The following is an 871-nucleotide window of genomic DNA, read 5'->3' on the forward strand; positions in this document are numbered from 1 at the left end:
GTCTTCGATGTCCATAGGCAATACACATTTTTTACAGAAATGGATTACGTGGTGTCCATGGCAAATACGCGAATTTTGTGGCGACGAAAGCTAGCGTGATCAAGATGAGCCAGAAATCGCGGTTGTGGCCACGAACCATTGAAGGCCCTCTGTAGGGATCTATAGGCAGTGGCCGTCGTTAGTGCCAGAGCGGAAGGGCCCTGCAAAGAGCCAGTTCTTGCGGCCAAGGGCCCATGGTCGGATCTGGTTCTCTGGTGCCCGCTCAGTACGAGAAAAACCTTAACATCGTGTCCGGGATCAGTTGACCACTACAGTGTCGTTGTTGGAGCGTGTTGAGAGCGTTCAAGTGTGGGCTGTTGGAAGGGCCTGCTTGAGTATTAATGTTTAGGCGTTGAGCATCAAAAGCTTTAGCTAACATTGTGTCCCTGCGGCACTGCTCAGACGGGCTCCCCATCAATTGGCGCAGTCGCTGGGCCTGCATGCTTAGCGTTGCCCCCGGCCTTTGTAGCCCTTCCGACGCTTGGGCGATAGATGTTGTGGTGGCAACTAGAGGGGAATTGTCGGGCGCTGAGGCGAAGCGGTTTTGCGCTTCCTCCGTAGGGGCCGTGTAATTGAAGCTGGAATTTACTGAGCTGGTTGAAATGCGATTCATTGAAAAACCTCTTTGTCAAAAAAATTACGGTGCAGGAGCAGGCCTGCAGTCCTCATTTTTACCCTTGTGGAGAGGGCGGAGGTTTTAGTGGAGCCGCACCAGCTTGCAGTTCCTAGGGTCTGTTCCCGTTTCCACGTAACCCATTGATCCCTATGAGTGTTGGCGCTGATTGAAAACTGACCCACCCTGCCGATTGAAAATTGACCCAGGACGGATTGC

1 protein-coding gene is annotated in these 871 nt (G+C 52.7%); it reads right to left on the reverse strand.

From position 1 onward, the window contains the following. Positions 1–648: 648 nt before the first annotated feature. Positions 649–871, reverse strand: a 223-nt coding sequence (locus tag DW49_RS1000000133430) for a hypothetical protein (RefSeq protein WP_206539580.1), incomplete at its 5' end; no start/stop codon positions are given.

It is taken from the genome of Pseudomonas avellanae BPIC 631 (assembly GCF_000444135.1).
In the GTDB taxonomy this organism is placed as follows: domain Bacteria; phylum Pseudomonadota; class Gammaproteobacteria; order Pseudomonadales; family Pseudomonadaceae; genus Aquipseudomonas; species Aquipseudomonas avellanae.